Source organism: Desulfovulcanus sp. (assembly GCF_982781345.1).
Genome location: NZ_CEYAEZ010000089.1, coordinates 1 through 5,733, shown reverse-complemented (window position 1 = coordinate 5,733; position 5,733 = coordinate 1). Strand labels below are relative to the sequence as shown.

Genomic DNA, 5,733 nt, shown 5'->3' with positions numbered 1-5,733 from the left:
ATGAAATTCTGGCCGAGGTGGAATGGCCAACCATTTTCTTCTTTATTGGCCTGTTCATTATTATTGGCGGCACGGTCAAGGTCGGGCTTATTGAACTCATGTCGCAAAAAATGATCCAAATAACCAACCCCCAGCCGGATAACATGCTCACCCTGTCGATGGTCCTGGTGTGGTTCTCTGCAATTGCCTCAGCTATTGTGGACAATATCCCCTTTGTGGCCACCATGAACCCCTTGCTCATTGATATGGTCCACAAGGTTTACGGCTTAACTGACGCAGCAACGATGGAACACATCCAGCATACAGCCATGATGCCTGTCTGGTGGGCTTTGGCCTTAGGCGCTTGTCTGGGCGGTAACGGTTCTCCCATTGGGGCCTCAGCCAATGTTATCGTTATTGGCATGAGCGAAAAGGCAGGACATAAAATTACCTTTATCCGCTTTTTAAAATATGGTGTGCCAGTAACCATAATGACCATTGCCTTAGCCATGGTTTATATCTATGTACGTTACTATGTCCTGGGCTGGTAAATACTACTTGATTAAGCCTAAAAGGGGTGCCAGAAGGCGCCCCTTTTTTTCCTAAACAAAAACCACTTAATTATTCTGACAATTTTTAAGTAAATCCCTGATATTTCCTAAACTTCTGGCTGCATGATAGCAAACATGTTTAACAAAGAATTGAGGGGTAGTTTATTCCCATTTTTGCAGGCTTCGAATGGTTAATAGTGGTTAATTTCTCATTTTTTAAGAACTTGTACCTTATATCCTATCCAAACACACGCTAAGCTGCTGTAAGTCATTAATCACCACCTGGGGTCTCAAGCCCGTTACCCGCTCATCCCCTTCCCGCCAGCGCAGGGATCTTCTGTCGCCAGCAAACAGGGCTGTTTTCCACCCTATGTGCATTGCTGGCCAGATATCTTTAAGCATATCATTCCCCACATAGAGAACCTCGTGAGGCAAAATATTTTTGTTCTGGAGCCTTTTTTGTAATCTGGAAAAAAGATTAACCGCTGGTTTTGCCATGCCTTCTTCATAAGACCAGATACAAAACTCTGCCTGGAAACCAATATCTGGAAGAGAAGCATGGAGCAGGGTCTCTAAAATAAGAGGAGTATAAAACTGGGCATTGGAGATGATACCCAGGACAATCCCTCTTTGCTGCAGAGTGCTAAGTGTTTCCTTAAGCCCGGGCATGGGCCAGACCGGATTAACGCGAAGCTCATAGGCCAGAGCCAATTTTTGCAAGGAAAGCTCATCTAGCTGTTCTATCCCCAGGACAGCACTTGCTTTGCGCCAGATATCAAGAATATTGACCTCAGGATAGTCTATCCCTTGTTCCTGTTTTTTGTTATGTTCCTCTTTGATCAACTGCTGTAAGATGTTCGTGACCCTGATATCTTTGACACGAGGAAAGTGGGACGCGGAAACGGGTGGGCGCGGAGACACGGAGAGGTTAGTCACCAGGCCTGCATCTTCTATCGCCTGCCAGAAGACACGTTCTTTAGCGTCAGCGTCAGCTGCCGCATCTCTAGTGTCAGTGCCGATATCACCAGCCGCGGAAACGAGCATGGTACCATAGACATCAAAGATAACGGCCCGTACGTGTAAAGAAGCAAGTTCTGGAGGGCAATTGGTGGGAATGGGGTTTAAAGGATGGCTTAAACTATGTATAAGCTGGCATAGCTCTTTTGTGTCGTCCATATCAATCAACTTTTAACAGCATTAAGCGTTCTGGCGCCAGGAATAAGTCCAGCAATTTTTCACCATTCAAACAAGATAAAGACGAGACTGGACTTGCAGCCACCTGATTGTAAATTGCTTCCAGTTGCTGGCCATAACGCTTAAGACTATACTTTTCTCTTAAGATCTGGCGATGGATAGCAAGACAAGCCTGAATATCTTTAAAAGACGGCAGGCTACAGGGGTGCAGATACATAACCTCTCCGGGATTATTTACTATCCGGTGCAGGACACTGGTTTGTAACTCTTCATCCAAGCAACCAAAATCTACGTTTTTATCTTTAATCCATACGGAAAGAACTCGCTCTACATCATCCGGCCCGGGTTCACGGCCGTATGCATGAAAACTCATTTGCAGTCCTTCTCTGGCTTTACGTTCAATTACATTCAGTCCCAGCCATTGTACAGGCACTTCCAGCCGTTTGTAAAGCCAGGGCAGGGTCAATCCATTTTTTTTAAAGTCAGATGTTATCTCTGGAATGTCTCTTCCAAAAAGGGGACGATTTAAGAGCCAGGGTTCTAAAAAAGCCAGACCAAAACCTTCACTTATACTGGTAGTTAGCAAACAATTTGCTTTTTGCAAAAGAGAGGTAAAATCATATTGAAGTGCCAGTTCAAAATGCACAGGCAGATTGAGGGTGTGGGCAAGGGTTTTCCATTTTTCAAACTGCCTCCTGGCAGCAGGATTTTGTGGCCCCAGGGTGGTAGCAAAAATATTTTCCTGCGAAGCTAAACTTGCCCAGAGCAAAAACTCGCCCATGTTTTTGCGACGTATGCCCCTTGTGGGATAGAGCCACAATTTTTTTCCATGCAACAGAGAGCAACCCCCGCCTGCACCAGCCTGCTCCCCTTCATCTAAGTTCTCAATACCTACGGGATTAGGTAAAAGGTGAAGCTGGCGGCTATCCCCGCCAGATTGCATGAGAAAATTCAAATCGCGGCTATTCAGGAGCGCGTAGTGGATATGCGTGGCCACAGGATAGAGCAGAGAAGAAAGCTTATCCCTGTTCCCCTCAGCTATTTTCCGGAGCATCATTTGATAGTTGCCTGGCCGACCATCCTCGGCAAAATCGTGGATATGCAAAAGAAGACGCTCACCTTTCCGGGCCAGTTTGTGCAAAGCGCACGGTAAGACAAGATTTTTGCCTAAAGAGGGATTGTGCACATGCCACAAATCAGGTCTCCCGCCCAGAGCTTCATAAGCAGCTTCTTCCATTTCCTGCACTAGCCGGTCGGCACTAATATCCGGACGGCAGTGCTCATATTGTAGTCCGGGGATAAGACGCCATTTCCCGCCAATATCCTCCTGTGGAGGCCCACCGGTTAAAACCACAAAATTGGTCTCGCTACACTGCAACGACCTTAAAATATGGTTGATAACCCGGGTTACGCCACCTGGTTGAAGATGATAGTGAATTAAAGCAACGCGCATAATGATAGTTAGTGCTTACCCTGCTAAATCCAGTGTAGCTGGGCTGGCAAAGCCAGCGCTAACACTATTTAGGGTGAATGTTTGTGTTGGTTGCGGTAGGCCTCTAGTTCAATCATGGGAGGCCTTTCTTCCTCAAAAATTTCATAGACAATCTGTTCATGTTGTTCGCCATGGGCCTGAAACTGACGCAAAAAAGTGGGCAACTCAGGTAAACACTCCACGATCCCTCTTTGTTTAAGCCGTTTAAAAAACACGCGCAGAATGCCAAAGGCCATCTTGCCGAGAGCCTGTGTAGTCTGGTGGCGGTGGACTCTGCGGTCAAGGTCGGTCTGGGCCAGGGCATCCAATCCCCATTCTGAATAGACATCAATAAGATGGGATGTCTCCACTCCATAACCTATCGGAAAAGGAATCTTTTCCAGGATCTCCCGTCTGGCCGCATATTCACCTGAAAGAGGTTGTACCAGGGCTGTTAGTTCGGGAAAAAATAAAGAAAATAAAGGCCGGATCAGGATCTCAGTTACCCGACCGCCTCCCGATGGCCTGATTTGACCAGAAAGGGCCAGGGGGCGATCGTAAAAGGCCTTCACATACTTGATCTCGCGACGATAAATGAGGGGTGCAACCAGGCCATAGACAAAACGGGGATGGATATTTTTTATATCCGCATCAACATAGACAATAATATCGCCTTTAAGTTGATAAATGGCCTTCCATAAATTTTCACCTTTGCCGCGCTTGGCGCCCATCTGAGGCAGTATTTCTGCTGACAGATACACATCCGCTCCAAAGGAGGCTGCCACTTCCAGGGTCCTGTCTGTAGAGCCGGAATCAATTACAGCCAATTCATCTATCAATGGGTAACGATCCATCAGCTCTGATTTAAAAATCACCACTTCCTTGCCAATGGTCTTTTCTTCATTCAAAGTTGGAATACACAAAGAAATGGTTAAGCCTTGTTTCTCCTTTTCTTCTACGAGCCGGGAAATATCTTTAAATTGACTATGATGAAAAGTATTTGACTTTAACCAGTTGTTGATGTTCTGCACTGATAACCTCCGTCAATTGCCATAAGAATACCAATTAACTGTGCAACTCCTTTCATAATGGGTTCAATCTCAATGAATTCATCCACATAGTTAACATTTTCCGCATTGGTTATGCCTATGCACAGAGCCGGTACCTGGTACTCCGCAAAGGCAGAAATAATGGGGGAATAGATGCTATCCTGTGGGGATATGTCAAGGGCATCCAATATCTGTCGTGCCCGCAGGACAAAAGGATGGCCTGAATCCAGACCGCCTGATTTAGTGCTGGCGATCTGCTTCAGGTGAGCCGACACACCTGGCTGCTGGGCAATGCCATCCAAAATATTATAAATGGAGCCGGTTATCTCCTCAATTGTCCGGTCGCAGTTACTACGCAACTGAAACTTGAGAAAACCGTTGCGGGCCGGATATTTATAAGAAATCCCCCCTCCGATAGAACCAAGGGTAAAAAAAGTATGGTTTTCCTGAGGCAGATGAATAGCATTAAGCTGCGCTACAATCTGACATAAAATATTAATTGCACTCTCCTGACTTATCTTGCGGTTTATCTGACAGGTGATCATCCCGCCAAGAGAGGCCATGGAGCGAAAATTGAGTCGGCCAAGGGGTGAGCCTTCAATGACAATGGCCGCATGGATGGGTTGTTTGCTGTTAGCAAGAAAAAATTTCAATCCTTCCTGATTGCCCTGATCCAGATTGCGTACAGAGGCCATTAAGAGAAGATTGTTTTTTAGTTGAATATCCAATTTCTCAAGTAGGATGGGCAAAGTAGCCAGAACAGCCAGTCCCAGACTGTTGTCAGCAACTCCCGGCCCAAGAACACGGTGTGAATTCAAGGTATAGGTATGGTCTTCATTGGCTGCAAAAGGAGTGTCTGCATGGGCTGTGAGAAGGATAGTCTCTTCTCCTTTTGTTCCAGGCAAAATAGCCAGTCCGTTGCCCAGTTCATCTGTGGAACAATTTTGCAATCCACACTCGGCAAAACGCTCCTCCAGAAAAGAAACTCTTTTTTGTTCACCAAAGGTAGGAGCCGGTATTTCACCGATTAAAACCAGGTTAGCCAAAAGAACCTCTCGCAAGGGTTCCAGTTCAGCAGTAAGCCCCCTCACCCGCTCTAAAACTTTACTCAAGTCCTTTTCATTCATTAGTCACCTCCCCCTGATGTTGAAACGGAGAATGGGAGAAACGAAGAATTGGAGATTTTTTCACCGCTCCTCCCCATCACCGTTTCTCTGTTACAGCATTCCCCCGTCCTCGTTTCAGCGAGCACCTAAAGTGGTTATCGCCCATAAAGGTTAAGAAAATTATTAGTCCATTTAAGAACCTGTGGCCAAACCCCATTTTGACTGCCAGATTAGAAATCCTGGTTTCTTGAATGCATTGCAAAGGACTGGGCAAGCAAGCTATAGATGGGTCCTGACATTTGCACCAGCATGAAAGAAATCAGGATTGAAAAAATTATGAAAATTGTCCCCTGGATCCGTGAAAATTAACTCAACAACGATTC

5 protein-coding genes are annotated in these 5,733 nt (G+C 45.9%); 1 reads left to right on the top strand and 4 read right to left on the bottom strand.

All coding sequences use genetic code 11. From position 1 onward, the window contains the following. Nucleotides 1-530, top strand: a 530-nt coding sequence (locus tag AC3WVG_RS10925) for an ArsB/NhaD family transporter (protein ID WP_488798148.1), incomplete at its 5' end; no start/stop codon positions are given. A 231-nt stretch (nt 531-761) separates the two neighbouring features. Here AC3WVG_RS10925 and AC3WVG_RS10920 read toward each other — a convergent pair. The 4 genes from AC3WVG_RS10920 to AC3WVG_RS10905 all read right to left on the bottom strand — a co-directional run bounded on the left by AC3WVG_RS10920 (nt 762) and on the right by AC3WVG_RS10905 (nt 5,371). Beyond that, entirely contained in the window at nt 762-1,706 is a 945-nt protein-coding gene (locus tag AC3WVG_RS10920; protein ID WP_488798147.1) for an HAD family hydrolase, read from the bottom strand. A gap of 1 nt (nt 1,707) precedes the next feature. Then, nucleotides 1,708-3,177 carry a glycosyltransferase family protein gene (locus AC3WVG_RS10915; protein ID WP_488798146.1) on the bottom strand — a complete coding sequence of 490 codons (1,470 nt, stop codon included), beginning with the start codon at nt 3,175-3,177 and terminating at the stop codon, nt 1,708-1,710. A 68-nt stretch (nt 3,178-3,245) separates the two neighbouring features. Next, the gene (locus AC3WVG_RS10910) at nt 3,246-4,226 is read right to left on the bottom strand and encodes a glucosyl-3-phosphoglycerate synthase (RefSeq protein WP_488798145.1); all 981 of its coding nucleotides are present in this window, start codon (nt 4,224-4,226) and stop codon (nt 3,246-3,248) included. Continuing rightward, nucleotides 4,202-5,371: a zinc-binding metallopeptidase family protein gene (locus AC3WVG_RS10905; RefSeq protein ID WP_488798144.1), complete on the bottom strand. Its 1,170-nt coding sequence runs from the start codon at nt 5,369-5,371 to the stop codon at nt 4,202-4,204. Before AC3WVG_RS10905 ends, AC3WVG_RS10910 begins: the two co-directional genes overlap by 25 nt. Between the last annotated feature and the right edge of the window lie 362 nt (nt 5,372-5,733).

Excerpts from the sequence above, each read along its gene's own strand:
- AC3WVG_RS10920 (WP_488798147.1), bottom strand. The coding sequence starts at position 1,706 with ATGGACGACACAAAAGAGCTATGCCAGCTTATACATAGTTTAAGCCAT.
- AC3WVG_RS10915 (WP_488798146.1), bottom strand. The coding sequence starts at position 3,177 with ATGCGCGTTGCTTTAATTCACTATCATCTTCAACCAGGTGGCGTAACC.
- AC3WVG_RS10905 (WP_488798144.1), bottom strand. The coding sequence starts at position 5,371 with ATGAATGAAAAGGACTTGAGTAAAGTTTTAGAGCGGGTGAGGGGGCTT.